The sequence below is a fragment of the Mycobacterium sp. SMC-14 genome (genome assembly GCF_046250075.1).
Lineage (GTDB): Bacteria > Actinomycetota > Actinomycetes > Mycobacteriales > Mycobacteriaceae > Mycobacterium.
Map to the genome: position 1 here is coordinate 2,429,116 of NZ_CP176429.1, position 22,372 is coordinate 2,451,487.

23 protein-coding genes are annotated in these 22,372 nt (G+C 67.9%); 7 read left to right on the plus strand and 16 right to left on the minus strand.

Annotated features, from left to right (window positions below; all coding sequences use genetic code 11):
- Positions 1-10 precede the first annotated feature (10 nt).
- On the plus strand, positions 11-1,348 hold the full coding sequence (locus tag ACKY0W_RS11405; RefSeq protein WP_409434151.1) for a lipase family protein: 1,338 nt from the start codon (positions 11-13) through the stop codon (positions 1,346-1,348).
- Here ACKY0W_RS11405 and ACKY0W_RS11410 read toward each other — a convergent pair.
- Genes ACKY0W_RS11410 through bioB form a run of 3 tightly spaced genes read right to left on the minus strand, consistent with a single transcriptional unit; the run spans position 1,314 to position 3,180 of the window.
- The gene (locus tag ACKY0W_RS11410) at positions 1,314-1,946 is read right to left on the minus strand and encodes a DUF2567 domain-containing protein (RefSeq protein ID WP_409434152.1); all 633 of its coding nucleotides are present in this window, start codon (positions 1,944-1,946) and stop codon (positions 1,314-1,316) included. The genes ACKY0W_RS11405 and ACKY0W_RS11410 overlap by 35 nt on opposite strands.
- Positions 1,943-2,182: a hypothetical protein gene (locus ACKY0W_RS11415; protein ID WP_409437744.1), complete on the minus strand. Its 240-nt coding sequence runs from the start codon at positions 2,180-2,182 to the stop codon at positions 1,943-1,945. The genes ACKY0W_RS11410 and ACKY0W_RS11415 overlap by 4 nt, the downstream gene beginning before the upstream one ends.
- A complete protein-coding gene (gene bioB / locus ACKY0W_RS11420) occupies positions 2,182-3,180 on the minus strand; it encodes a biotin synthase BioB (RefSeq protein WP_406756978.1) in 999 nt (332 codons plus the stop codon). The genes ACKY0W_RS11415 and bioB overlap by 1 nt, the downstream gene beginning before the upstream one ends.
- Before the next feature lie 47 nt (positions 3,181-3,227).
- Here bioB and ACKY0W_RS11425 point away from each other — a divergent pair, with 47 nt between their 5' ends.
- The gene (locus tag ACKY0W_RS11425; RefSeq protein ID WP_409434153.1) at positions 3,228-3,803 is read left to right on the plus strand and encodes a TetR/AcrR family transcriptional regulator C-terminal domain-containing protein; all 576 of its coding nucleotides are present in this window, start codon (positions 3,228-3,230) and stop codon (positions 3,801-3,803) included.
- Between the two features lie 173 nt (positions 3,804-3,976).
- On the opposite strand, the gene ACKY0W_RS11430 is transcribed toward ACKY0W_RS11425, so the two are convergent.
- The 5 genes from ACKY0W_RS11430 to ACKY0W_RS11450 all read right to left on the minus strand — a co-directional run bounded on the left by ACKY0W_RS11430 (position 3,977) and on the right by ACKY0W_RS11450 (position 8,015).
- Positions 3,977-4,255, minus strand: coding sequence for an SRPBCC family protein (locus ACKY0W_RS11430; RefSeq protein WP_409434154.1), 279 nt, complete (start codon positions 4,253-4,255; stop codon positions 3,977-3,979).
- Positions 4,256-4,340: 85 nt separating this feature from the next.
- Complete coding sequence (locus tag ACKY0W_RS11435) at positions 4,341-4,844, minus strand: 2'-5' RNA ligase family protein (protein WP_409434155.1); 504 nt, start codon at positions 4,842-4,844, stop codon at positions 4,341-4,343.
- A 2-nt stretch (positions 4,845-4,846) separates the two neighbouring features.
- Positions 4,847-5,527 (minus strand): dethiobiotin synthase, encoded by a 681-nt coding sequence (gene bioD, locus ACKY0W_RS11440; RefSeq protein ID WP_409434156.1) that lies wholly within the window; start codon positions 5,525-5,527, stop codon positions 4,847-4,849.
- The gene (locus ACKY0W_RS11445; RefSeq protein ID WP_409434157.1) at positions 5,524-6,681 is read right to left on the minus strand and encodes an 8-amino-7-oxononanoate synthase; all 1,158 of its coding nucleotides are present in this window, start codon (positions 6,679-6,681) and stop codon (positions 5,524-5,526) included. The genes bioD and ACKY0W_RS11445 overlap by 4 nt, the downstream gene beginning before the upstream one ends.
- Positions 6,682-6,722: 41 nt before the next feature.
- The gene (locus tag ACKY0W_RS11450) at positions 6,723-8,015 is read right to left on the minus strand and encodes an adenosylmethionine--8-amino-7-oxononanoate transaminase (protein ID WP_409434158.1); all 1,293 of its coding nucleotides are present in this window, start codon (positions 8,013-8,015) and stop codon (positions 6,723-6,725) included.
- Between the two features lie 157 nt (positions 8,016-8,172).
- Between ACKY0W_RS11450 and ripD the strand changes: the two genes are divergently transcribed.
- From ripD to glgX, 3 genes are all read left to right on the plus strand, one after another.
- The gene (gene ripD / locus ACKY0W_RS11455; protein ID WP_409434159.1) at positions 8,173-8,811 is read left to right on the plus strand and encodes an NlpC/P60 family peptidoglycan-binding protein RipD; all 639 of its coding nucleotides are present in this window, start codon (positions 8,173-8,175) and stop codon (positions 8,809-8,811) included.
- A gap of 71 nt (positions 8,812-8,882) precedes the next feature.
- The gene (locus ACKY0W_RS11460; protein WP_409434160.1) at positions 8,883-11,093 is read left to right on the plus strand and encodes an acyltransferase family protein; all 2,211 of its coding nucleotides are present in this window, start codon (positions 8,883-8,885) and stop codon (positions 11,091-11,093) included.
- Positions 11,094-11,143: 50 nt separating this feature from the next.
- Positions 11,144-13,312 carry a glycogen debranching protein GlgX gene (gene glgX, locus ACKY0W_RS11465; RefSeq protein ID WP_409434161.1) on the plus strand — a complete coding sequence of 723 codons (2,169 nt, stop codon included), beginning with the start codon at positions 11,144-11,146 and terminating at the stop codon, positions 13,310-13,312.
- Position 13,313: 1 nt separating this feature from the next.
- Here the strand turns inward: glgX and ACKY0W_RS11470 are convergent, their stop codons facing one another.
- From ACKY0W_RS11470 to ACKY0W_RS11480, 3 genes are read right to left on the minus strand one after another with little or no spacing between them, the layout of a single operon-like run.
- Positions 13,314-14,687, minus strand: coding sequence for a threonine/serine exporter ThrE family protein (locus ACKY0W_RS11470; protein WP_409434162.1), 1,374 nt, complete (start codon positions 14,685-14,687; stop codon positions 13,314-13,316).
- A 58-nt stretch (positions 14,688-14,745) separates the two neighbouring features.
- The gene (gene ilvA / locus ACKY0W_RS11475) at positions 14,746-16,059 is read right to left on the minus strand and encodes a threonine ammonia-lyase IlvA (protein ID WP_409434163.1); all 1,314 of its coding nucleotides are present in this window, start codon (positions 16,057-16,059) and stop codon (positions 14,746-14,748) included.
- A 28-nt stretch (positions 16,060-16,087) separates the two neighbouring features.
- Positions 16,088-16,525, minus strand: a complete 438-nt coding sequence (locus tag ACKY0W_RS11480; RefSeq protein WP_406756967.1) for a nitroreductase family deazaflavin-dependent oxidoreductase — start codon at positions 16,523-16,525, stop codon at positions 16,088-16,090.
- A 90-nt stretch (positions 16,526-16,615) separates the two neighbouring features.
- Here ACKY0W_RS11480 and ACKY0W_RS11485 point away from each other — a divergent pair, with 90 nt between their 5' ends.
- Positions 16,616-16,825 carry a hypothetical protein gene (locus ACKY0W_RS11485; RefSeq protein ID WP_409434164.1) on the plus strand — a complete coding sequence of 70 codons (210 nt, stop codon included), beginning with the start codon at positions 16,616-16,618 and terminating at the stop codon, positions 16,823-16,825.
- A gap of 6 nt (positions 16,826-16,831) precedes the next feature.
- Here the strand turns inward: ACKY0W_RS11485 and ACKY0W_RS11490 are convergent, their stop codons facing one another.
- The 3 genes from ACKY0W_RS11490 to ACKY0W_RS11500 all read right to left on the minus strand — a co-directional run bounded on the left by ACKY0W_RS11490 (position 16,832) and on the right by ACKY0W_RS11500 (position 20,041).
- Positions 16,832-17,320, minus strand: coding sequence for a DUF488 family protein (locus tag ACKY0W_RS11490; RefSeq protein ID WP_409437745.1), 489 nt, complete (start codon positions 17,318-17,320; stop codon positions 16,832-16,834).
- A 63-nt stretch (positions 17,321-17,383) separates the two neighbouring features.
- The gene (fadD11, locus tag ACKY0W_RS11495) at positions 17,384-19,219 is read right to left on the minus strand and encodes a fatty acid--CoA ligase FadD11 (RefSeq protein WP_409434165.1); all 1,836 of its coding nucleotides are present in this window, start codon (positions 19,217-19,219) and stop codon (positions 17,384-17,386) included.
- 24 nt (positions 19,220-19,243) lie between these two features.
- Positions 19,244-20,041, minus strand: coding sequence for an enoyl-CoA hydratase/isomerase family protein (locus ACKY0W_RS11500; RefSeq protein ID WP_409434166.1), 798 nt, complete (start codon positions 20,039-20,041; stop codon positions 19,244-19,246).
- 86 nt (positions 20,042-20,127) lie between these two features.
- Between ACKY0W_RS11500 and ACKY0W_RS11505 the strand changes: the two genes are divergently transcribed.
- Positions 20,128-20,961: a class I SAM-dependent methyltransferase gene (locus ACKY0W_RS11505; protein WP_409434167.1), complete on the plus strand. Its 834-nt coding sequence runs from the start codon at positions 20,128-20,130 to the stop codon at positions 20,959-20,961.
- A 9-nt stretch (positions 20,962-20,970) separates the two neighbouring features.
- Here ACKY0W_RS11505 and ACKY0W_RS11510 read toward each other — a convergent pair whose 3' ends face one another.
- Positions 20,971-21,687: a hypothetical protein gene (locus ACKY0W_RS11510; protein WP_240174982.1), complete on the minus strand. Its 717-nt coding sequence runs from the start codon at positions 21,685-21,687 to the stop codon at positions 20,971-20,973.
- 272 nt (positions 21,688-21,959) lie between these two features.
- Positions 21,960-22,346 carry a MerR family transcriptional regulator gene (locus ACKY0W_RS11515; protein WP_409434168.1) on the minus strand — a complete coding sequence of 129 codons (387 nt, stop codon included), beginning with the start codon at positions 22,344-22,346 and terminating at the stop codon, positions 21,960-21,962.
- Positions 22,347-22,372 lie beyond the last annotated feature (26 nt).

Below are 22,372 nucleotides of genomic sequence, written 5' to 3' on the forward strand. Positions count from 1 at the left end.
CAATGCCGGGATGGACGTCGACAGTCTGGCCCGCGAAACTTCTGTCGAGTGGATCGGGCAGGCCCCGCACCAGCCCCTGCAATCCGGCGAACGCCCGCTGCCGGTGGCCGAGGATCCGTTTTATGAGCCACCGGCAGGCTTCCAGCACGCCGTGCCGGGCACCGTGCTGCGCTCCCGCGACGTTGAGCTGGCCTTTTTAGGCCTGATCCCGCAGCAGCTGCAGGCCACCCAGCTGCTCTACCGCAGCGTCGACCGCAACAACGTCCCGCAGGTGGCGGTGACAACCGTGGTGGTGCCCACCGACCGGGATCGGACCCGGCCGTGTCCGATCGTGTCGTACCAGTGCGCGATCGACGCGGTGGACGGCCGGTGCTTCCCGTCCTTCGCGCTGCGCCGCCGCGCCCGCGCGCATGGGTCTTTCACCCAGCTGGAGTTCGTGCTGATCGCGGCCATCCTGTCGCAGGGGTGGGCGGTGTCGATTCCCGACCATGAGGGCCGCTTCGGCCACTGGGGGGCACCGTACGAACCCGGCTACTACGTGCTCGACGGGCTGCGCGCCGCGCTGGGCACCGAGCAGCTGGGACTGTCCCCCGATGCCCCGGTGGGCCTGTGGGGCTATTCCGGCGGCGGCCTGTCCACCGCGTGGGCGGCCCAAGTCTGCGGCGACTACGCTCCCGACCTCAACATCGTCGGAGCCGCCCTGGGCTCACCCGTGGGGGACCTGGGTAACACCCTGCAGCGACTCAACGGCTCGTTTTGGTCCGGTCTGCCGGCCATCATGATCTCCGCGCTGGCCCGGGTGTATCCCGACCTCGACAAGGTCGTCGAGGAGCACGCCACCGTCGAAGGCCGTGCGCTGCTGCACTCGCTGGAGTCGGTCACTACCGCGACCGCGGTGCTGCGGCTGCACCACCGCGCCCTGGACACCTTCATCGACCGGCCACTGGAGCAGCTGATCGAGCACCCCGTGGTGCAGCACGTGTTCGACGACACCCGGCTGGGTGGCGCGACCCCGGCCGTCCCGGTGCTGATGTTGCAGGCCATCCACGACCAGGTGATCTCGGTCGACGACATCGACACGCTCGCCGAGACCTACGCGGCCGGCGGTGCGCGGGTCACCTATCACCGTGATCGGCTCAGCGAGCACGTGACGCTGCATCCGCTGTCGGCACCCATGGTGCTGGACTGGTTGCGGGACCGGTTCGCCAACCGGCCGCTGCCGCAGGCTCCGGTGAGCAGCGGGTGGCCGGCGCTGCTGAACCCCAAGACCTACCTGGGGTTGGTGCGCCTGGGCGTGGTCGCGAGCCGGGTCATCACCGGCGGGGCGGTGCGACGGCTTCCACTGTGACCGCCGGTTGCGGTCGCTGCGCGGGTTCTGGCGGATAGCCGCCGAGATCGTCACGGGTGCTCCACGTGGCGCACAAGCCGTACACCAGCGCCGCGGTGGCCGCCGGCAAGAGCAGTGAGGCCGCGATCTGTAGCGGGGTGTGCCCGAAGAACACCGGCGGACCCTCGGCGACGTAGTGCACTCGGTGTTCGGGGCTCACCGGTGCGGCATCGACGTCGATGGTGCCGAATCGGCGGTGTACCAGGACGGTACCGGTCAATACCGCCAGCGCGGCCCCGGCAGTCAGACCCACCGACAGGCCCGCGATCATGCCCGGTCCCCGATGCGCCCGCCACTGCCAGGCCAGGGCGGCCCCTACCACCGCCACCACGCCCAACAGTCCGAGCAGCAGAAACGGCGCGATGAAGAAGTGCTCGGCCTCATTGCCCAGATAGGCCTGCACCCGCTCGCCGCTGCGGGCGAGTGCCACCACACCGTTGATGGGCGGGGCGACCCACGCCCACAAGGCGCCGATCGGCAGGCCGACAGCGGTCAGTCCGGCGACGACGATCAGGTACGCACGGCCCCGTGTGATCCGCGGCGCGCCGGAGGTCGTCACCGCTGCGTGTCCAGGTCGGTCGAATCCACCAGGCCGTGCCGCGAACACTGGGCCCACCAACCGTCCGGGCGGACCTGCACCTTCATCCGGCGCCCGCAGGAGGCGCAGAATCGCGGCGGCTCCAGACCCAACTGGGCGGCGGTGGGCAGCGATGCGCCGGCAGGATCATCGATCTGCACGCCGGTGTAGACGTTGTAGACGCCGGCTCCCACCGGAACGGGCAGGTCGCGGACCATCACAGGGTGGCGTTGAGTGCCTTGATCGGCATCTGCAGGTCGTCGAGCAGTTCCAGATCGGTCTCGGCCGGCCGGCCCAGGGTGGTCAGGTAGTTGCCGACGATGATGGCGTTGATGCCGCCCAGGATGCCCTGCTTGGCACCCAGGTCGCCCAGGGTGATCTCCCGGCCTCCCGCGAAGCGCAGCATGGTGCGCGGCAGGGCGAGGCGGAACGCGGCGACGGCCCGCAACGCGTCGGCGGCCGGCAGCACCTCCAGGTCCCCGAACGGGGTGCCCGGGCGCGGGTTGAGGAAGTTCAGCGGGACCTCGTCGGGGTTGAGCTCGGCCAGATCGGCGGCGAACTCCGCGCGCTGTTCCAGCGTCTCGCCCATGCCGAGGATGCCGCCGGAGCAGACCTCCATGCCGGCTTTGGCCACCATGCGCAGGGTCTCCCAGCGCTCCTCCCAGGTGTGGGTGGTGACGACGTTGGGAAAGTGCGATCGGGCGGTCTCCAAGTTGTGGTTGTAGCGGTGCACGCCCATCGCGGCCAGCTTGTCCACGTGCCTCTGGGTCAGCATGCCGAGTGAACAGGCGATCTGGATGTCGACCTCGTTGCGGATGGCTTCGATACCCGCGGCGACCTGGGCGAGCAGTCGCTCGTCGGGCCCGCGTACCGCGGCGACGATGCAGAACTCGGTGGCGCCGGTCTTGGCGGTCTGCTTGGCCGCCTCGACCAGGCTGGGAATGTCCAGCCAAGCGCTGCGCACGGGTGAGGAGAACAGCCCCGACTGCGAGCAGAAGTGGCAATCCTCCGGGCAGCCACCGGTTTTCAGGCTGATGATGCCCTCGACCTCGATCTCCGGGCCGCACCACCGCATCCGCACTTCGTGGGCCAACGCCAGCAGCTCATCGAGGCGCTCGTCGGGCAGCTGCAGCACCTCGAGAACCTGATCCTGACGCAACGCTTCGCCGCGCTCCAGTACCTGTTCCCGGGCCAATGCCAGGATGTCGTCGGTCACGCGCGCTCCCCTCAAGACTTGAACGGTGTTCAGGTTAGGCTAGCGGGGTGCAGCTGCACAAACCTGACGTGGTCGCCGCGGCCACCACCATCCTGGACGACTACGGCATCGCCGACCTGTCGATGCGCCGGCTGGCGCGTGAGCTCAACGTCAGCCCCAGCGCGCTGTACTGGCATTTCGCCAACAAGCAGCAACTACTGGGTGCGGTCGCCGACCGCGTGTTGGCTCCCGCCTGCGCCGACCCCGGGTCGGGCAGCTGGCAGTGGCGGATCCAAACCGTGGGCGAACGCCTGCGCGATGCGCTGCTGTCCCACACCGACGGCGCCGAACTGGTGTCGGCCAGCATGGCGGCAGGCCAGTCCCAGGCGGCCACCGGCATTCTGGCGCTGCTGGCGCAGGCCGCAACGGCGGCAGGCGTGCATCCGGATCAGGCCGGGCAGGTCGCCCGCACGGTCGTCTACTACGTCTTGGGGTTCACCGCCGACGAACAGTCCCGCCTGCAGTGGGACGCCGCCGGGGCCGCCGCGATCACGACCGACGCCGACCCGAGCAGCGCGTTCGCGTTCGGGCTGGGACTGCTGATTGACGGGCTGACGATGCGGGCCCGAGCCACACTCGGCTAGCAAGGGAGCGGATCAGCGCGTCAACGCGCGTTCAGCAGCTCGAGTCACGCTGACCATGCCCGTGTGGACCAGGGGCGCAAACAGTCGCGTCAGGAAGTCCGCCAGCACTGGAGTTTTCAGCCGGAACGTTGAGGTCCAAATGATTTCGGTGCCGCCAGGAACCTCTTGGAAGGTTATCGATCCCCGGCGTGTTGGATGCGCGGAATTGTCGACAGAGTCTTATAGGCCATGAAACGTGGGCGCTCGAATGCGGTGACTATTTCGGTGACCTTGGAGCCGACGCTGGCGAATTCTCGGACGGAGCCAACACCATAGGGCTCGGGTCCGTCGGCTGGCCGTACCCGGGAGTAGAACATTCCGGGTACGGAGGCCCAGTTCGTCCCGTCCGCGATCCAGTCGAAGACTTCGTCGACCGGTGCTGCGATCGACCGTCGCATGCTCGCTGTTCGCACCGGCGTCACCCTTCGATCGAAACGACCCGCACTAGGTACTACCCAGTATCGCCCGGGGAACCGGTGCTTCCCCAGTACGTAACGCCTAAATCGGGTGTTCGGTGCGCGCGTTGCCATCCCAGCGTCGCAAGCCGACAAACCGCCCAGTGATATCGGCCTTACTGGCGATTCGTTGGGCCCGTCCCAACTGGGCCGGGCCGACCCGGCGGGCCAGCGTGGTGTGCGCGGTCCACTGGCCGGGCGCCACGTTGGGCATCGGCCCGGGTATCAGGTGGGGTGCACACAACCGATACACCTGTTCGTGCAGGTCCAGCAGTGCCGAAGTCGGTACCACCAGCCGTGCCAGCACCCCGTGCGAGCGGCCGAAGATCAACGTCGCACCCAAGGTGCAGTCGATCGGCAGCCGGTCGGCGACCGTGGACAGCGCGGCGTCGACCTGCGGATCGATGCGCTGGGCGACCACCAGGGTGACGTGTGGACGGGCGGCCGGGGCCTGGCTGGGCACCCCGGCGGCGGCCAGGTCGGTCCAGATCCGCCGGACCGCGGACTCGGTGTCGGCGTCGAAGACCAGCTCGATGGAGTGCACCATCGCTACCCCGCCAGGGTGCGCACCCAGTCGGTGTCGAACGCGGCGGCGCTCATGGCGGCGAACTCCGGAGCACCCAGCGCCCCGGACCCGGCCGGTAGCACGGCGCGTACCGGCGCCTGCTGATCCAGCGCCCCGCGATTGCTGGTGGCGGCCGGGTCGGGCTGTGCCGGCCAACTGCCGATCACCAATCCGGCGCACGACAGCCCTTGTCCTGCAAGCGATTCCAGGGTCAGCGCGGTGTGGTTGAGGGTGCCTAGGCCGGCGTCGACCACCACCAGCACAGCGGCGCCGAGGTCGACGGCCAGATCGCGCAGGGTGACGCCGTCGGCAGCGAGCTCGACCAGCAAGCCACCGGCGCCTTCGGCCAGCGTCAGTCGTCCCGGGCGGTCAGCGGCGCGGATCGTCGCCAGCAGGTCCGCTCGGGTAGGCAGTGCCATCCCGGCCTGCTCGGCCGCGGCAACCGGAGCCAGTGGCGCCGGATAGCGGGCCGCGGCGAACAGTTCGGTCACACCCGACAGCCGCCCGACCTCGGCCAGGTCGTCGTCGCCGTCGGCGGTGCCGGTCTGGACCGGTTTGCACACCGCCACGTCCAGGCCTGCCTGCCGGGCGGCGCCGGCCAGCGCCGCCGTGGCGATCGTCTTGCCGACCCCGGTGCCGGTGCCGGTGATGACCAGGATGGTCATGAGGAGGAGGCGGGGTGCTCGCGCAGCACGTCACGCAGCACCCGTCGCGCCAGTTCCAGGTCGTCGCCGGTCAGCGAAGCCCGCGCGGTCAACCGCAGCCGCGACGTGCCCGCCGGGACGGTGGGCGGCCGGAAGCATCCCACCCGCACCCCGGCATCCAGGCAGGCGCTCGCCGCGGCCACCGCCACCTCGGCGTCCCCGAGAATGACCGAGACCACCGCGGATTCCGGTTGGAGGCCCAGCCCGCAGATCTGCGCCAGCACGCCGGCGTGCCGCAAGACGTCGGCGGCGCGGGACGGTTCGGCGACCAGCACATCCAGGGCGGCCGATGCGGCGCCGAGCGCCGCCGGCGCCAGACCGGTGTCGAAGATGAACGTGCGGGCGGCGTCGATGAGATGGTCGCGAACCTCGACCGGCCCCAGTACCGCGCCGCCCTGACTTCCCAGGGCCTTGGACAACGTCGTGGTGATCACCACATCGGGCGCTCCGGCCAGCCCGACCTCGTGCACCAGCCCGCGGCCCCCGTCTCCGCGCACGCCCAGCGCGTGTGCCTCATCGACGATCAGCAGCGCGCCGTAGCGGCGGCACACCTCGTGCAGCTGCCGCAGCGGCGCCAGCGCCCCATCGGTGCTGAACACCGACTCGGTCAGAACCACCGCGCGTTCCTCGGTTCGGCCGGCCAGAGCGGCGGCCACCGCTTGCACGTCACGGTGCTCGGTGACGACGACCCGCGCCCTCGACAGCCGGCAGGCATCCACCAGCGATGCGTGACAGTAGGCGTCGGACACCAGCAATGCACCGGGCCCGGACAGGCTCACCACCGCGCCGAGGTTGGCGGTGTAACCGGAGGAGAACACCAAACCCGCTGGCGCACCGACGAAGTCGGCCAGTTTCTGTTCGAACTGCTCATGCAGTTCGGTGTTACCGGTCACCAGGCGCGATCCCCCGGCGCCGCCGCCCCAGGTCTGCAGCGCCTCGACACCGCCGGCGACGACAGCCGGGTGGGTGGCCAGACCCAGGTAGTCGTTGGACGCCAGGTCCAGTTCGGTGGCCACGACGGGCCGCACCCGCAGAGAACGTCGCAGGCCGGCCTGCCGGCGCCGCTGTTCCACCTCGGCCAACCAGGCCAGTGGCGACACATCGGTGCGGGTCACGCGGTGCTCCCTGTGCGGTCTCGAGACGACTTGAACACTGTTCAGGCTAAGGCATGCACGACGCCCACCATCGCACCGCCGATCCGGGCGATCTCTTCGGGCGCGCAGACATACGGCGGCATCGCATAGACCAGGTTGCGGAATGGGCGCAGCCACACCCCGTGGTCCAGCGCGGCTTGCGTGGCAACGGCCATGTCGACCGGCTCCCGGCATTCGATCACTCCGATGGCGCCGCAGACCCGGACATCGGCGACTCCGGGCAGCTCACGCGCAGGTTCTAGAGCCGTGGTCAACCCCGCGCCGATCCCAGCGACCGTCGCGCGCCAGTCCTGGCTCAGCAACAGCTCGGTGCTGGCAACCGAGACCGCGCAGGCCAGCGGGTTCGCCATGAACGTCGGCCCGTGCATCAGTGCACCGGCCTCGCCGCCGCTGATCGTGTGGGCGATCTCCGAGCTGCACAGGGTGGCGGCCAGGCTGAGATAGCCCCCGGTCAGGGCCTTGCCGACACACATGATGTCGGGGCTCACGCCCGCGTGGTCAGCGGCGAAGAGCTCACCGGTGCGGCCGAACCCGGTGGCGATCTCGTCGAGGATCAGCAGCACGCCGTGGCGGGTGCAGGCCTCGCGCAGGTCCGCCAGGTAACGCGGATCGTGAAAGCGCATACCCCCGGCGCCCTGTACTACCGGCTCCACGACCACGGCCGCCACCTCATCGCGGTGTTGCTGAAGCTGCGCCTCGAATGCGGCGCTGTAGGCCGGGTCGTAGTCGCGGGGCACCTGCGGGGCGAACAGCTGGGCCACCAAGACGTCACGCCACAGCGAGTGCATGCCCCCGTCGGGGTCGCAGATGCTCATCGGGGTGAAGGTGTCGCCGTGATAGCCACCGCGCCACGTCATCAGGCGATGTTTGGCGCCGCGGCCGCGAGCGCGCCAGTACTGCAGCGCCATCTTGACCGCGACCTCCACCGACACCGAACCCGAGTCGGAGAAGAACACCGTGTCCAGGCCGGCCGGGGTGATCTGCACCAGCAGCTGCGCCAGTCGTGCGGCGGGTTCGTGGGTGAGTCCGCCGAACATGACGTGGCTCATGGTGCCCACCTGCGCCGTGAGCGCCGCATCCAAGTCGGGGTGGCCGTGCCCGTGAATCGCAGCCCACCACGAGCTCATCGCGTCCAGCACATCGGCCGGCGCATCGTCGAGGGCCAGGGTCAGGTAGGCACCCCGGGCGCCCAACGCCACGGTCGGCGCAAGAGAATGCACGCCGATCGTGCTGTAGGGGTGCCACAGGTGTGCGGCGTCGATAGCGCTGATCTGGTCGGGACTCAACGCGGGCATGCCTGACGACAGTAGTGGCCGCCGGCGTAACCGTTGGGTCACAGGTTGCGCAATTTCTCCTCCGCGACGGCTGACGGGGCGTAAACGCCGGTAGTCTCTGTGACAGAAGTGACGAGTGATACTGCCGTGAATATCGGCTGAGAAGGGGGTTGTCCCAATGAAACGCGTCTGCGCTACTGCGATCGCATTGACGGCGGCCCTGGCCCCGGCGCTGAGTGCCGCGCCCGCCTACGCCGACCCGCTGTCGCAAACCGGTCAGAACCAGCTCGTCGAGCGCGTGATTCAGCGTGCGTTGTCACAGCGCGGGGTGCCCTTCGTCTACGGCGGCGGTGACGTCAACGGGCCCACCAACAGCGCGCGTGCCCGGGCCGCCACCACCCGCAGCTCGTTGACCGACATCACCGGCCGCGCCAGCCTCCCGAGCACCCCCGGCAATCCGCTGCTGCCGGGAAGCGTCACCCCGGGTCTGCCGGGCACGGCGCTGGCCCCCAGCGAGGGCATTCCCGACACCACCACCGTCGGTTTCGACGCATCCGGCCTGATCCAATACGCGTTCGCCGGTGCTGGGATCAGGATGCCGCGCACCTCCGGCGAGCAGTGCAGCGTCGGCCAGAAGGTCCCGCCCGCCCAGGCCCGTCCCGGCGACCTGCTGTGCTACGGCCCAGGCGGAACCCAGAGCGTCGCGCTGTACCTGGGTAACAACCAGATGATCGAGGGCACCAGCCCCGCGGTCTCGGTCTCACCGGCGCGCACCTCCAACATGGTCCCCTACCTGACCCGGGTGCTCAGCTCCTGACCGACTCGGTCGACGTCACAACGCGCAGAATGCGGTTTCTCCAGGCAGGTTAGGTAGATTGTCGGGCGATCATGATTGCCCTGTCCCCGCCTCGACCGGCGGTAACACCTGTTGCGGAGCCCGCATCCGGGTCGGTTCCGACCGCCGGGCCGGCCACCGTGTTGGGTACCCGCAAGGAGGGTTTCTACCGCCACGACCTTGATGGCCTACGCGGGGTCGCCATCGCCTTGGTGGCGGTGTTCCACGTGTGGTTCGGGCGGGTGTCCGGCGGCGTGGACGTCTTCCTGGCGCTCTCGGGTTTCTTCTTCGGCGGCAAACTGCTGCGGGTCGCGCTGAACCCGACCTCGTCGCTGTCACCGATCCCCGACCTGGTCCGTCTGGTCCGCCGTCTGCTGCCCGCGCTGGTTGTCGTGCTGGCCGCCTGCGCGTTGCTGACCATCTGGATTCAGCCGCAGACCCGGTGGGAGACGTTCGCCGACCAGAGCCTGGCCAGCCTCGGCTACTACCAGAACTGGGAATTGGCGCGCAGTGCCGCCGATTACCTGCAGGCCGGTGAGGCAGTCAGCCCGCTGCAGCACATCTGGTCGATGTCGGTGCAGGGCCAGTTCTACTTGAGCTTCCTGCTGCTGGTGTTCGGCTTTGCATTCCTGTTCCGCAAGGTGCTCGGCAAGCACCTGCGGGCCGCGTTCGTCGTACTGCTCACGGCGCTGACGGTGGCCTCGTTCTGGTACGCGATCGTCGCGCACCAGGCCAATCAGTCGCTGGCGTACTACAACAGCTTCGCCCGCGCCTGGGAGTTGCTGATCGGCGCGCTGGTCGGCGCGCTGGTCCCCTACATCCGTTGGCCGATGTGGTTGCGAACCGCCGTCGCCACGGTGGCGCTGGCGGCGATCCTGAGTTGCGGGGCGCTGATCGAAGGGGTGCGGGAGTTCCCCGGCCCGTGGGCGCTGGTCCCGGTCGGCGCCACGGTGGCGTTCATCCTGGCCGGAGCCAACCGGCAAGCCCGCTCGAGCACCAGCGCCAAACTGCCGTGGCCGAACCGGTGGCTGGCGGCGGCGCCGCTGGTGACGCTCGGCTCGATGGCCTACTCGTTGTACCTGTGGCACTGGCCGCTGCTGATCTTCTGGCTGTCCTACAGCGGGCATCGGCACGCAAGCCTGGTGGACGGGGCCGTGATCCTGGTGGTGTCGGGTGTGTTGGCCTATCTGACCACCCGGTTCGTCGAAGATCCGCTGCGCTACCGCAAGCCGGCCGGCCAAGCCGCTGCGCCGGTGGTGCGCCCGCGGTGGCGCAAGCCGGCGGCCGGCTGGTGGCGGCGCCCAACGTCGGTGCTGGGCTCGACGGTGGTGCTGCTGGGGGTGGCACTGACGGCGACGTCATTCTCCTGGCGCGAACATGTCACCGTGCAGCGTGCCAGCGGCACCGAGTTGGTCAAGCTCAGCAAGGATGACTACCCCGGCGCCCGCGCGCTGCTGAAGCACAAGCGGGTGCCCAAACTTCGGATGCGGCCCACCATCCTGGAGGCCAAGAAGGACCTGCCGCGCTCCACTCGGGACGGCTGCATCAGCACCTTCACCAACCCGGACCTGATCAACTGCACCTACGGCGACCAGGAGGCGACCCGGACCGTCGCACTGGCCGGCGGATCGCACGCCGAACACTGGCTGCCCGCGTTGGACATCCTCGGCCAGCGGCACCACTTCAAGGTGGTCACCTACCTCAAGATGGGCTGTCCGCTGTCCACCGAGAAGGTCCCGCTGATCATGGGCAACAACGCCCCCTACCCGCAGTGCTACCAGTGGGTGGGCAAGACGATGGACAAGTTGATCGCCGACCACCCGGACTTCGTGTTCACCACCGCCACCCGGCCGTGGAACATCAAACCGGGCGACGTGATGCCCGGAACCTATATCGGGATCTGGAAGCAGCTGTCGGACAACCACATTCCCATCCTGGGAGTCCGCGACACCCCGTGGCTGGTGCGCGACGGCGACCCGTTCCAGCCGGCGGACTGCCTGGCCTCCGGCGGTGACGCGGAATCCTGCGGAATCAAGCGTTCCGAAGTCCTCGTCGAGCGCAATCCCACCCTGGACTTCGTCGGCAAGTTCCCGCTGCTCAAGCCGTTGGATCTCTCCGACGCCGTCTGCGACAAAGAGATCTGCCGCGCGGTCGAAGGGAATGTGCTGGTCTACCACGACTCTCACCATCTGTCGGCGACCTACATGCGCACCATGACCGGCGAGCTCGGTCGGCAGATGGGTGCGGCCACCGGCTGGTGGTGAACCCGGCCATGCTCGGCGGCAGATGCCGAGAAAGCGGATAAAGTCGAGCGGTGTCGTCGGCGCAGTCGGGGCCCGAGCCCACACCGGAGCCGTCCGCGCCCGCGGTCTGGCCCGGAAACAGCTATCCGCTGGGCGCGGTGTACGACGGAGCCGGTACCAACTTCGCGGTGTTCTCCGAGGTCGCCGAGCGCGTCGAACTCTGCCTGATCGACGAGGGCGACCACACCGAGACCCGGATCGGCCTCGACGAGGTGGACGGCTACGTCTGGCACGCCTATCTTCCCGGCGTCAGCCCCGGCCAGCACTACGGCTTTCGGGTGCACGGCCCGTTCAACCCCGCCGCAGGCCAGCGCTGCGACCCCAGCAAGCTATTGCTGGACCCGTACGGGAAGGCTTTTCACGGCTCCTTCGACTTCGGTCCGCAGCTGTTCTCCTACGACCTGGCCGATCCCGACAACGGTGCCGAGCCCCCGGCACTCGACTCGTTGGGCCACACCATGACCAGCGTGGTGATCAACCCCTACTTCGACTGGGCGGCCGACCGCTCACCGCGTACCCCGTATCACCGGACGATCATCTACGAGGCGCACGTCAAGGGCATGACGGCGACCCATCCGGGGATTCCGGCCGAGCTACGCGGCACCTACGCCGGGCTGGCGCATCCGGTGATCATCGAGCACCTCAAGTCGCTGAACGTCACGGCCATCGAGTTGATGCCGGTCCACCAGTTCCTGCACGACCAGCGTCTGCTGGAGCTGGGGCTGCGGAACTACTGGGGGTACAACACCTTCGGGTTCTTCGCACCGCACAACGACTACGCGGCGAATCGTCAGGCCGGCGGGGCGGTAGCCGAGTTCAAGGCGATGGTGCGAGCGTTCCACCAGGCCGGCATCGAGGTGATCCTCGACGTGGTCTACAACCACACCGCCGAAGGCAACCACCTGGGCCCCACGCTTAACTTCCGCGGCATGGACAACGCCGCCTACTACCGGCTCGACGAAGACGATCCGCGGCACTACACCGACTACACCGGCACCGGAAACAGTCTCAACGCCCGCCATCCGCACACCCTGCAGCTGATCATGGACTCGTTGCGCTACTGGGTGACCGAGATGCACGTGGACGGCTTCCGTTTCGACCTGGCCTCCACGCTGGCCCGGGAACTGCACGATGTCGACCGGCTGTCCGCGTTCTTCGATCTGGTGCAACAGGATCCGGTGGTCAGCCAGGTGAAGCTGATTGCCGAGCCCTGGGACGTCGGCGAAGGCGGCTATCAGGTGGGCAACTTCCCCGGGCTGTGGACGGAATGGAACGGCAAGTACCGCGACACGGTGCGCGACTACTGGCGTGGTGAGCCCGAGACCCTCGGCGAGTTCGCCTCCCGGCTGACCGGTTCCTCGGACCTCTACGAGGCGACCGGGCGGCGTCCCAGCGCGAGCATCAACTTCGTCACCTGCCACGACGGTTTCACGCTGGCGGACCTGGTGTCCTACAACGAGAAACACAACGAAGCCAACGGCGAGGACAACCGCGACGGCGAGAGTCACAACCGGTCGTGGAACTGCGGTGTCGAGGGCCCGACCGACGACCCCGAGATCCTGGCGTTGCGGGCCCACCAGGTCCGCAACATCATGGCCACCCTGCTGATCAGCCAGGGCACCCCGATGATATTGAACGGCGATGAGATGGGCCGCTCCCAGCAGGGCAACAACAACGCCTACTGTCAGGACTCCGAGCTGTCCTGGATGGATTGGACGCTGGTTGAGGGCAACGCCGACCGGCTCGCCTTCACCCAGGCGCTGACCACGCTGCGCACCGCGCATCCGGTGTTCCGCCGGCGCCGGTTCTTCGAGGGCCGGCCGATCCGCGGCGGCGACGAGGTGCGTGACATCGCCTGGCTCACGCCGGCCGGAGACGAGATGACGCAGCAGGACTGGGACAGCGAATTCGGCAGATGCGTCATGGTTTTCCTCAACGGTGAGGCACTGCCCGAACCGGATGAACGCGGGCAGCGGATCATCGACGACTCATTTCTGCTGTGCTTCAACGCCGGTGAGGCACCGGTGGATTTCGTCACGCCCAATACCGAATACGCGCAGGTCTGGGCCGCGGTGATCGACACCGCCCATCCGGCCGGCAGCACCGACCTGGTGGTCGACGCCGGCCAGGCCGTGACGGTGACCGGACGTTCGCTGACCATCCTGCGCAAGAGCAGCTGAGCTAGGCCGCCCGGCGCCCGAAGTAGCGGATGCCGGCCAGCTGCGGGATGCGGTACGGGCTGCGGATGCGACGCGTCGCCTGTCCGCGACCGCGCAGGTGATAGCGACCGAGTTCGCGCCGCACCGAGGGCGCCAACAGCGGCCCCAACACCGCGCCCGCACCGAGCGCCAGGGCAAGCCCGGCCGCCAGCCCGAGTGAACCGCCGGCATTCGGTTGCCCGTTGACCAGCTGCACGAAGCCCCGGAACAGGGTCAACCCGGGAACCAGCGGGATGATGCCCGCCATGATGATCACCAGCGGCGTGACCCGCAGCCGCGGCGCGAGGAGCGTGCCCACCAGGCCGGTGGCGGCGGCGGCCACAAACGAACTCACGATCGGATTGCTCTGCACCAGTTGCAGTCCGAAGAACAGCAGCGTGGCGGTTGCTCCGGCAAGACCAGCCGCCAGGGCCGCCTTGAGCTGCGCGTAGCCCGCGATCGCGGCGGCCGCGGCGCCGATGGCGCCCGCCAATAGGTACACCGGAACGCTGAGCGCCGCGACCGGCATTTCCGGACTCACCCGAACTTGCACACCGAACGCCCCGCCGATCCGCACCGCGATCGAGACGCCGACCAGTATGCCGACCGACATCAGCAGGATGTCCATGCCGCGCGAGACGGCCGTCAGTTGGTAGCCGGTGATGGCGTCCTGCACGGAGCCGACGGTGGCCAGCCCGGACAGCAACACCACGATGTTGGCGGCCACCACCGGCGATACCGGGGTCCCGGCGGGCAGCCAGCCGACGGCATGCACGCCGATCGCGGCCCCGGTGGCCACCGCGGCGGCGACGACCTGCTGGAACAGCAGTGGCAGCTGCCATCCGTTGAGCACTCGTCCGATTCGGTCGATCAAGGCGGTGGTGACCGCCGAGATCAGGGCCACCAGCGGCCCGGCGCCGATCAGGACCGCGAAGCCGCCGGCCATAACCGCCCAGCCGGCGGTGGCCACCCAGCGGGGATAGGGATGACCGGCCCGGCTCACGACGTCCAGCTGCTTTTGCACCCACTCGGGATCGGGCGTCGTGTTCACGACGCGCTGGGCGAGATCGGTGGCTAGCTGCAGCCGGGTGTAGTCCAGTGAGCGCGACGGCACCAGATACATCGCGGTGACCGGGGCGCCCGGAACGCCTCGGGGCACCGACACCCGGATCGAGTTGCCCATGATGTCGACCTGGGTCTGCGGCAGCCCGTAGGCGGTGGCGATGGCGAGCATGCTCGAGGCGACGTCGGCGGTGCCCGCCTGTGAGCCCAACAGCAGCTGTCCGAATCGCAGAGCGATATCGAGAACTCGTCGGACGTCGGTTTCATCCATGCGCAGTGTTTCCGTTGACGGCATGTCCGTCGGCTACCCGTTCGGCGCCTGGAGCTCACCTGCTGTGGCGGATCCCGCGTTTCTACAGCAGGTAGCGATACGCCGGAGAGCCGGGCTCCAGGGGCTCGACGTGGATCTCCGAGGTACGCATGCGGTCCAGCAGTCCGTCGAGATCGGCAGCCGACCCCAGTTGCACGCCGACCAGGGCTTCACCGGTCTCGCGGTTGTTGCGTTTGACGTACTCGAACAGGGTGACGTCGTCGCTGGGCCCGAGGACCTCGTCGAGGAAACGCCGCAGAGCGCCCGGCTCCTGGGGAAAGTCGACCAGGAAGTAGTGCTTGAGGCCCAGGTGCACCAGCGAGCGCTCCAGGATCTCGCCGTACCGGGAGACGTCGTTGTTGCCCCCGGAGATCAGGCACACCACCGTCGAGCCCGGGCTGACTTCGGCCTCCAGCAGGGCCGCGACCGACAGGGCACCCGCCGGCTCGGCGATGATCCCCTCGTTCTGGTACAGGTCGAGCATCGCGGTGCAGACCGCACCTTCATCGACGGTGGTCACCGACACCATGTCGCCGGCCCCGGACAGCACTTCGTACGGCAACGCCCCGGCGCGCCGCACGGCCGCACCGTCGACGAATTGGTCGACGTGATCGAGGCTGACCAGCTCCCCGGCGGCCAGCGCGGCCATCATCGAGGCGGCTCCGGCCGGCTCCACGCCCAGCACGGCGCTCTTGGTGGTCCGCTCGGCCAGGTAGGTCGTGATACCCGAAATGCAGCCGCCGCCGCCGACCGGCACCACCACCAGGTCCGGTTCGGTCTCGAGCTGGTCGAGTATCTCCACCGCGATGGTTCCCTGGCCGGCCATGGTCCGCAGGTCGTCGTAGGGCGGCACCAGTGTCGCGCCGGTGCGGGCGACATCGGCCAGGGCCGCCTCCGCAGCCAGGTCGTAGGTCGCGCCGCCGACGATCAGCTCGATGAACTCGCCGCCGTGATAGCGGATGCGGTCACGCTTCTGCTTCGGGGTCTTGGCCGGCACATAGACCCGGCCGTGAACACCCAGCGACCGGCAGGCGTAGGCGAAGCCCTGTGCGTGATTGCCGGCCGACGAACAGACCACACCGGCAGCCAGCTCGGATTCGCTGAGCTGGACCAGCAGGTTGTAGGCACCACGCAGCTTGTAGGAGCGCACCGACTGCAGGTCTTCGCGCTTGAGGTAGACGTTGGCGCCGGTCAGCTCCGAGAGCCGGTCGCTGTACTGCAGCGGCGTGGGGGCGACCACGCCGGCGATCCGCTTGGCCGCCGCGTCAATGTCGGCCGCGGTCAACGGCCCCTTCAACGGGCCCTGCGAGGGGCCGGAATGGGAGCCACTTCGGTTCTGGCGTAGTTCGGCGGACACCGCAATATGGTGTCACCCAGTAGGGTGTTCAGCCCACCGGGGTCAGCACGAACACCGGAATCTGTCGATCGGTCTTCTCCTGATACTCGGCGTAGTACGGGAATGCGTCGACGGCGCGTTCCCACCATTGCGCCTTCTCTTCGCCGAATACCTCGCGGGCGTCGTAATCGCCGCTGACGGGTCCGTCCTGCAGCTCGACGCGGGGGTTCGCGGCGACGTTGTAGTACCAGACCGGGTTCTGCGGGGCCCCGCCCAGCGACGCGACGATCGCGTACTCACCGTCGTGCTCCACCCGCATCAGCGGGATCTTGCGCAGTTTGCCGGTTTTGGCGCCGACCGTGGTCAACAGCACGACCGGCTTGCCCTTCATCTCTATGCCCTCGGTGCCACCGGACTCCATGTACTTCTCGGCGTTCTCGCGTGACCAATCCAACGGGCTGGGTGCATATTCTCCGCTCAGAGGCATGCAGCCAGCGTAGTCCCGTGGCACGATATAACAATCCGACCTGCAGATTTCGGCTGGCCTAACAATTGGTTATCGCGTACCGTTAAATCTATGACCACCGCCGAGCTCCTCGGGCAGCAAGTGCCGATCGCCGGCGTGCCCTGGCCGGCCTACAAGTTGGTTGCGCTGGCCACCGGGTTGGTCGCCCTTCTGATCGTCGGCGCCGTGACGTCCAGCGCCGCAGCCGCGGTTCTGACCGCCGCAGGTGTCTGCACCGCGGTGTGGCTGGTGCTGGGCGCGCAACGTCCTTCGCGCCGCTGAGCGCAGCTATTCGGGCCCGACGGCCGTGCCGTCGTAGACCAGGACATCGCCGGCAACTCGGGCTTCGGCAGTCGGCCGGTGGTCGCGCAGCTTGCCGTCGTGCATCAGATGCCGGACCTCGAGTCCGCGCACCAGTGTGAGATGGTCCGCGATCAGCTTGCGATGGCATCGCCACCAAACGGTCTCGGCACACATCACCGCAACCTGTTGAGCGTCCGCTTGGACCACGAGCTCATCGATTCCGAACTGGAAGTCCGCGGAGCGCATATAGCCGGCGTAGGACCGAAACGATTCGTTGCGCAGCCCAATGTCCGGGCTCTGGCCGGTGACCCGCCGCCAGCCGCCGAGTCGCGGTTCCCACCGGTAGTCGATACCGGCTTCCGGCAGCCAGCGCTGCATCTCCTCCCGCGCGGTCTCGGGATTGTGCCGACTCCCCGGAGCGCTGCGTACGTCGACCAGGCCTTGCACACCGGCGCCGGCGAGCAGCGTGATGATTGCGGCCCGGTCCGCGGTACCGTGGCCGAACGTGAAAACCGTTGGCGACGTGGCGTTCTCCTGTCAGACCGCGGAGGTGGGCGCAGGCTGTTCGATGGCTCGGGGTTGATGCACGTGGGGCCCGGGGTCACTGGCGTAGAGGCGTTCGATCTCTTCGGCGTATTTCACCGCGATCGGCCGTCTTTTGAGTTTCATGGTCAGGGTGACTTCGTCGCCACCGGGTTCCCACAGCGCGGGCAGTACCCGGAAGCGCTTGATCTGTTCGACCCGTGACAGTTTCGTGTTGCCAGCAGCCACGCCCGCCGCAATCTGTGCGATCACCCGAGGGTCATCGGCCAGTGCGGCCGGTGTCGCCGCCGCCAGACCATGGGCAGCGGCATAGGGCGCCACCGAGTCGGCGTCGAAGACCATCAGTGCGGTGTTGTACGGCCGGGAATCGCCAATGGTGACCATCGCCCCGATCATCGGGCATGCCGCCAGGATCGCGTTCTCGATGTTCGCCGGCGACATGTTCTTTCCCGCGGCGTTGATGATCAGCTCTTTCTTGCGGTCGACCACTCGCAGGTAGCCCTCGGCATCCTCTTCGAGAATGTCTCCGGTGTGCAGCCATCCGTCGGCGTCGATCGCCTCGGCGGTCTTGGCCGGCTCCTTGCGGTAACCCCGCATCACCAGGGGCCCCCGCACCAGGAATTCGCCGTCGTCGGCGATGCGGCTTTCCAGTCCGGGCAACAACTTTCCGACCGTACCGAGTCGTGCGTCGCGCGGATGGGTGGTCGACGCCACGCAACTGAGCTCTGACATGCCCCAGACCTCGCAGATCGGAATCCCGAGGCCCGCGAAGAACGCGATGGTCTCCTTGGGAATCGGCGCAGCGCCGGACACCGCCCACCGCAGCTCGTCCAGACCCAGCTTGGCTCGAAGCGCCGACAGCACCAGCTCGTCGGCCTGTGCCCACTCCGCGGCCAGCGCGTCGGGTACGGGCTCGCCGGCCAGTTGCGCCGCGGACCTTTTCGCGCCGACTGCCAGCGCCCACTGCAAAGCAGCGCGGCGATTGTCGTCCGGCTCCCCCGCGACAGCGAATTCTGTTGCCGCCTTGAGCTTCTCCCATACCCGCGGCACCGCGCCCCAAATCGTGGGCCGCACGTCCGGCAGTGCCGCGCCAATCTGGCGCGCGTCGGGGACCACGGTCACCTGAACTCCGGCGATCTCGGAGTTGTAGAGGCCCATCGCTCGGTCGGCGATGTGCGCCGAAGGCAGATACGAGGTGATCCGGTCCCCGAAACGCACCCCGAGCACCGCGTCGAGGGCGGCCGCCTCGAACAGCAGATTGGTGTGCGTCATCTCCACGCCCTTGGGCAGACCGGTGGTCCCGGAGGTATAGATCAGCGTCACGACATCGTCGGGCTGCACTGCCCGCCAAGCGGTTTCGAAGTCGAAGTCGTCGTCGGCCGCGGCCAGCATCTGCGCGATCGACAAGGTGCCGTCGGGATGCCCATCCACGCAGACGATGTGTTCGATCGCCGCTCCGCAGTCCCGGATCGTCTCGACAAACGCCTGCTCGCACATCACGACTTTGGTACCGGCATTGGCGAACAGGTAACCGAGCTGCTCGGCGGGCAGGGTGTTGTACACCGAGAACGACGTCGCGCCCACGTGCTGGGCGCCGACTTCCAGCGGGTAGAACTCGATACGGTTCGCCATCATCAGCGACACCGTGTCGCCGCGGCGTACCCCGAGCCCGGCCAGGCCGGCCGCCACCTGGCGCACCTGCTGCGCGTAGTCGCGCCAGGTCAGCGTTTGGGTATCGCCGACGGTGCGTACCGCGACCGCGTCCGGATCGATGGTGGCGGTGCGCTGAAACGCCTCACACAGGGTGGCCGCCGGCGATGTCTGCGTCATCCGTTCCTCCTGCTCGCGGCCGCCTCAGCGGCGACTGACCCGTTGCAGATATGCCATGGCCGATGCCTGCGACTCGGGATCGTGCACCGCGGTGACCAGCGCATCGGCGTCATTCCAACTGCGCGCGGTCCCCACCATGCCCTCGGCGACCGCGTTGACTTGCCGTTTGGTGCCGCCCAGCGTGAGCGTGGACTTGCTGACCAGCTGGCCCACCAACTCGTCGACCTCCGCATCCAGGTCGGCCTCGGGCACCACCCGGTTGAGGAACCCGATTGCCTTGGCCTCGGCGGCATCGAACGGGCGGCAGGTCATCACCAGTTCCTTGGTGAGCGCCGGTCCGATCTCGCGGACCAGCCGCGGGATACCGCCCCAGGCCAGCGGAATACCCAGGTCCACCTCCGGAATCGAGAACCGGGTGCCCTCGGCCGCCACCCGCAGGTCGCAGGCTGCGGCCAGCACCACACCGCCGCCCACACAATGACCGTGCAGCCGTGCCACCGTCACCGCCCGCATGGCTTCGATGGCGTCCGCCATCCGGCGACCGGCGTCGGCGGCCTCCCGCAGCGCCCCGGCGCCGTCGGCGGCGGCGACGAACGCTGCCAGGTCCGCGCCGGCAGAGAACGCCCGGCCGCTGCCGGATACGACCACGACCTTGACCGCGGGCCGGGCGTCGAACCAGCGGGCCGCCGCCACCAACTCGTCGAGCGTCACCGTGCCCAGCGGGTTGAGCTTGTCGGGACGACTCAGCGTGATCGAGCCGAGCGCACCGTCGGCTGTCACCGCGATGGTGGAGGTCGACAGATTCTCTGTGGTGGTTTCCATGGCGTCGACGTTAGTGGCGCCGCCCCGGCCGAGGCGCGGGATTGCCGTTACGGCCACCGAGCGTCGACATCGCTTACGGTGAGCCCATGCCGATTTCCGTCACCGAGTTCAGCCGCCTCGAGCAGACCGCCTTCCTCACGGCGTATGCCCGCGCACTGGACTGTCGTGCTCCCGTCCCGATCCTCGGTGACGAGTTCTCCGACCGCGTCGTCGGCCAGATCGATTACGACTTCCCGGCATTCCGGATCCCGGCGAGTGTGGTGCGCCAAACCGCCCTTCGCGCCAAGATGCTCGATGAGCGCGTCCGCGCATATACCGCGGCGCACCCCGATGCGGTGGTGGTCGACCTCGGCGCCGGGCTCAACGAGCCGTTCGCCCGGGTGCAGCCGCCGCCCGGCGTCGACTGGTACAGCATCGACCTGCCACACGTGATCGCGCTGCGTGAGAAGGTGGTGCCGCCTCAGCCCGGGGAGCACGTCGTCGCCGCCGATCTGACCGGCACGGCATGGACGGACCGTATTCCGGTCGGGCGACCCACCATGGTGATCGCCGACGGACTGTTCGCCTTTCTCACCGAGGCACAGGTCATTGCGCTGATCGGGCACGCCATCGACCATTTCGGGACCGGCGAGTTGGCGTTCAACGACTACGGCCGGGTCGGGGCGCTCAGCTGGCTGGGCATGAAGCTGGCTCCACGGGGCATGTTCACCGTGCTGCGCCACGTCTGGGCCAACCCCGGCTTCACCGACCCTCGTACGCCGCAGCGGTGGGATCCGCGCCTGCGCCTGGTCGAACAGGCCTGCCTGGCGCACGCCGCCGAGGTGGATTCGTTTCCCGGCCCGGCCCGCGCGATCACCCGACTTGCCGGCCGATTCAAGTCGGTGGCCGGCAAGGCCCGGGTGCTGCGCTACAAGTTCTGACGTGCCTGGCTAGACACAACCGCCGAGGAAGTCACACGGGTCGAAGTCCAGGTTGGCGAACGGATCGTTCGGAATGAGATAGTCCGGAACCTCAGGGGTCCACGAGTGGAACAGGCTGTTCCATATCTGCATCGGGGCGTCGTCGCCGAACTGGATCACGCCCGCGGACGTGAAGTTGATCGGGTCTGTCACCACGGAGTAGTTGATGTCACCGAGAGACATGACCCAGTAGTTCAGGTCGTGCGGCCCGACGCCGTTGATCGTCAGGTTGGTGAAGTCGCCGATGTTGACCTCGTAGATCGAGGATCCGGACAGATATCCGAAGTTGCCCAGGCTGCTCATGTCGAAGTCGGCGGGCAGGCTGGAGTTGGCGGTGAAGTCACCGAATTGGTAGGCCCTGGTGGAGAAGAACGAGTTCCAGTAGTCCTCGATCTTGATGTTGTACGTTCCGGCGTCGATCGTGTTGTCGCCGTCGGTCACCTGGACGGTGTAAGGCTGGTCGCCCTTCCAGTCCGTGATGACCGGACGGATGCCCTCGTATTTCCAGTTCCCATCCAGAATGTCACCCATCACCAGGCAGACCGCCCCGTTGCAGGTCTCGTACGGGCCGCCGTCCAGGAACGGGTCCCCCGCCGCGTTGGCGGTCGACACGGGTAGTACCAGCGCGGCGAATGCGGCGGCAGCGCCCATCCCGAGCAGGTTGAGAAGACGACGCGAAACCCACATGACTGCCTCCGTGTTGTTCATGCACATGCTTTTCTGTGTATCAACAGACGTTTTTCGTTACGTCTGTGTTACAACATTGATATCCTATGCTAATTCTATTCTTGGGTAAAGTTCGATTATTTGGGTTAGTGCGCCCGCCGAAACCGGCTCCGCACAGCCGTCAACAGTCTCCACCTCCCCCCGAGGCCACACGTGTTGTGTGAGAAGTTTCAGACGTTACACCAGTGATGCGATGTTGTAATCAGGAACGGATCTAACCGTAATGTTGAGAGTCAGACTTTCGGCGGATGGATTCCACAGGTACACGCGTCGATGGACGGACAGGTGCACCGCATTCCCCATTCGATGACCGCGCGAGCGCGCGACAACGACTCCAGCTGTGCATCGATCTCGGCGAGCTTGGCCTGGGCCAGCGCATGGCTCGCCGGACGCCCGGGCGCGTCATCGGCGAACAGCAACGCAATCTCGTCGAGCGCGAACCCCGCCGCCTTACACAGGCCGATCACCTCCAGCCGGGCCAGCACTGCTTCGTCATAGCGGCGCTGGCCGCCGGCCCGAGCCGGCGACGCCAGCAAGCCGATCCGCTCGTAGTAGCGCAGTGTGGTTGCGGCGACGCCGCTGCGGTGAGCCACTTCGCCGATGGTGAACCGACCGGACATCGGCACCTCCGAAGGACTTGACTTGA

Bases quoted from the DNA above. Each gene is read 5' to 3' on its own strand.
- ACKY0W_RS11470 (WP_409434162.1), bottom strand. From the start codon at position 14,687: ATGCCGTCAACGGAAACACTGCGCATGGATGAAACCGACGTCCGACGA.
- ACKY0W_RS11510 (WP_240174982.1), bottom strand. From the start codon at position 21,687: ATGTGGGTTTCGCGTCGTCTTCTCAACCTGCTCGGGATGGGCGCTGCC.
- ACKY0W_RS11480 (WP_406756967.1), bottom strand. From the start codon at position 16,525: ATGCCTCTGAGCGGAGAATATGCACCCAGCCCGTTGGATTGGTCACGC.
- ripD (WP_409434159.1), top strand. From the start codon at position 8,173: ATGAAACGCGTCTGCGCTACTGCGATCGCATTGACGGCGGCCCTGGCC.
- ACKY0W_RS11500 (WP_409434166.1), bottom strand. From the start codon at position 20,041: ATGGAAACCACCACAGAGAATCTGTCGACCTCCACCATCGCGGTGACA.
- ACKY0W_RS11515 (WP_409434168.1), bottom strand. From the start codon at position 22,346: ATGTCCGGTCGGTTCACCATCGGCGAAGTGGCTCACCGCAGCGGCGTC.
- ACKY0W_RS11505 (WP_409434167.1), top strand. From the start codon at position 20,128: ATGCCGATTTCCGTCACCGAGTTCAGCCGCCTCGAGCAGACCGCCTTC.
- fadD11 (WP_409434165.1), bottom strand. From the start codon at position 19,219: ATGACGCAGACATCGCCGGCGGCCACCCTGTGTGAGGCGTTTCAGCGC.
- ACKY0W_RS11460 (WP_409434160.1), top strand. From the start codon at position 8,883: ATGATTGCCCTGTCCCCGCCTCGACCGGCGGTAACACCTGTTGCGGAG.
- ACKY0W_RS11485 (WP_409434164.1), top strand. From the start codon at position 16,616: ATGACCACCGCCGAGCTCCTCGGGCAGCAAGTGCCGATCGCCGGCGTG.
- ACKY0W_RS11405 (WP_409434151.1), top strand. From the start codon at position 11: ATGGACGTCGACAGTCTGGCCCGCGAAACTTCTGTCGAGTGGATCGGG.
- bioD (WP_409434156.1), bottom strand. From the start codon at position 5,527: ATGACCATCCTGGTCATCACCGGCACCGGCACCGGGGTCGGCAAGACG.
- ACKY0W_RS11415 (WP_409437744.1), bottom strand. From the start codon at position 2,182: ATGGTCCGCGACCTGCCCGTTCCGGTGGGAGCCGGCGTCTACAACGTC.
- ACKY0W_RS11435 (WP_409434155.1), bottom strand. From the start codon at position 4,844: ATGGTGCACTCCATCGAGCTGGTCTTCGACGCCGACACCGAGTCCGCG.
- ACKY0W_RS11450 (WP_409434158.1), bottom strand. From the start codon at position 8,015: ATGCCCGCGTTGAGTCCCGACCAGATCAGCGCTATCGACGCCGCACAC.